Source organism: Nocardioides sp. (assembly GCF_034670285.1).
Classification (GTDB): Bacteria; Actinomycetota; Actinomycetes; order Propionibacteriales; family Nocardioidaceae; genus Nocardioides.
In genome coordinates, this window is sequence record NZ_JAXMNS010000522.1 from 1 (window position 1) to 2,128 (window position 2,128).

The following is a 2,128-nucleotide window of genomic DNA, read 5'->3' on the forward strand; positions in this document are numbered from 1 at the left end:
CCGAGCAGCGGGTGGCCCGACGGGTGCACGCCGAGGTCGGCCAGTGCCGCGACGGCGCCGGGCATCAGTCCTTCGCCGCAGGCCTTGTCGAGCGTGCCGGGGCGTGACTCCCACACCCGCACCGACAGCCCGGCACGCTGGGCGTGCAGGGCGGTGGCGAGACCGGCCGGCCCGCCGCCGATGACGAGCAGGTCGATCACCCGCGGCTCCCGGTGGCGGGGGCCTCGAGGGGAGCAGAGTCGAGCGCGCGCTCCTCGGTGCTGATGCGCACGCGCAGCAGCCCGGCGTTGAGCACGGTGAAGGCCAGCGCGGTGATCCAGGCGCCGCCCACCAGCGGCAGCGCGATGCCCTCGAGCACGACCGCGACGTAGTTGGGGTGGCGGAAGTAGCGGTAAGGACCGCCCTCGACGAGAGGGAGCCCCGGCACGACGATGACGCGGGTGTTCCACCGCGGCCCGAGGGTGCGGATGCACCACCAGCGCAGCGCCTGGCTGAGCACGGCCAGCACCAGCATCGACCAGGCCAGCAGCGCCGGCACGTCGGGACGTCGTACCCACACCTCGACGAGCGCGCCCACCAGGAACCCGGTGTGGAGCACGACCATGAAGGGGTAGTGACCAGCGCCGGTCTCGACGCCGCCGCGCTCGACAGCCCAGGCGGCGTTGCGCTTGGAGACGACGAGCTCGGCGAGCCGCTCGACGCCGACGGCGGCGATCAGCAGGGTGAAGAGGACCTCTGGACTCAGGGAGCTCATGCACGCTCACCCGCCCGCACGAGCACCAGCTCGGAGCAGAAGCCCGGCCCCATTGCCAGCATCAGGCCGTAGGAGCCAGGTCGTGGCGGCCGGTCGGCGAGGGTGTCGGCGAGCACGTGGAGCACGGAAGCCGACGACAAGTTGCCGATGCGGGCGAGGGAGTCCCAGGTGACCTGGAGCGCTTCGCGCTCGACGCCGAGGGTGTCCTGCATGGCCTCCAGCACCTTGGGGCCGCCGGGGTGGGCGACGTAGAACTCGATGTCGTCGCGAGTCAGGCCGTGGTCGGCGACGAAGCCGTCGACGTCGTCGCCGACGTAGTGACGCACCAGGTCGGGGACGGCGGCGTCCAGCACGATCTTGAGCCCGCCGGCGCCGACGTCCCAGCCCATCGTGCGCTCGGAGTCGGGGTAGAGGTGGCTGCGGCTGGCCAGCACCTCGAGTCGTACGGCGTCCTCGGCCGGCGCGAGCTCGGCTGCGCGGCGCGATCCCGCCGCCACCACCGCGGCCGCACCGTCGCCGAAGAGGCCGCTGCCCACGAGGTTGGCGATCGAGACGTCGTCGCGCTGCAGGGTGAGCGAGCAGAGCTCGACCGACATCAGCACCGCGACCTCGTCGGGATGACCGACGAGGTAGTCGTGCAGCCGCGCGACACCGGCCGCGCCGGCGACGCAGCCGAGCCCGACGAGCGGCATCCGCTTCACGTCGGGGCGCAGGCCGATCATCGCCGCGACCCGGGCCTCGAGCGAGGGCACAGCCAGGCCGGTGACGGTGGCGCTGATGATCAGGTCGACGTCGGTGGGGGCGAGGCCGGCGGCCTTGAGCGCATCGGTGACAGCGCGGGCGCCGAGCTCGGTGCCGACCCGGATGAAGGCGTCGTTGGACTCGCCGAAGTCCGTGATCCGGCCGTAGTCCTCCAGTGGCAGGGCGGTGTGGCGGGTGTCGACGCCGGCGTTGCGGTGAAAACGCTCGACCACCCGACGGTCGACCTTGCCATGCAGCATCGTCTCGGTGAACGACGTGGTGATCTCGGCCTGGGTCGAGCGGTGCTCGGGCAGGGCTCCGCGGACGCTGAGCACGTGCATGTCATGTCTCCTGGATCGACGATGGTGCGGGATCTGACAACGGTGGTTGAGGTGCGAGGAGCGCCAGCGACGAGCCTCGAAACCCAGCGAGCCGAGACGCAGCATCGCGAATTCCGGCCGCGCCCAGGCCGAGCCCGAGCCGCGCCGTGATGCGACCGCGCGCCAGGCCCAGCTCGACGAGGTCGTCGAAGACCCCCTGGTGCCGGTGCGAGGCGGCGAGGCCGATGTCGAGCACCGGGCCGGAGCGGCACAAGGTCGCGGCGAGCGCGGTGTGGCGCAGGTGGCGCGCGAG

Annotated in this window: 3 protein-coding genes and 1 pseudogene; all 4 read right to left on the bottom strand. The window is 72.4% G+C overall.

The window, feature by feature from the left end:
* A partial coding sequence (locus tag VOI19_RS18505; protein WP_323794413.1) for an FAD-dependent oxidoreductase occupies window positions 1-200 on the bottom strand: 200 nt, incomplete at its 3' end.
* Window positions 197-754 (bottom strand): isoprenylcysteine carboxyl methyltransferase family protein, encoded by a 558-nt coding sequence (locus VOI19_RS18510; RefSeq protein WP_323794414.1) that lies wholly within the window; start codon window positions 752-754, stop codon window positions 197-199. The genes VOI19_RS18505 and VOI19_RS18510, both read right to left, overlap by 4 nt.
* Window positions 751-1,836: a type III polyketide synthase gene (locus VOI19_RS18515; RefSeq protein WP_323794415.1), complete on the bottom strand. Its 1,086-nt coding sequence runs from the start codon at window positions 1,834-1,836 to the stop codon at window positions 751-753. The genes VOI19_RS18510 and VOI19_RS18515 overlap by 4 nt, the downstream gene beginning before the upstream one ends.
* A gap of 1 nt (window position 1,837) precedes the next feature.
* Window positions 1,838-2,128 (bottom strand): annotated as a pseudogene (locus tag VOI19_RS18520) (hypothetical protein); the annotation flags it as partial.

Bases quoted from the DNA above. Each gene is read 5' to 3' on its own strand.
- VOI19_RS18510 (WP_323794414.1), bottom strand. From the start codon at position 754: ATGAGCTCCCTGAGTCCAGAGGTCCTCTTCACCCTGCTGATCGCCGCC.
- VOI19_RS18515 (WP_323794415.1), bottom strand. From the start codon at position 1,836: ATGCACGTGCTCAGCGTCCGCGGAGCCCTGCCCGAGCACCGCTCGACC.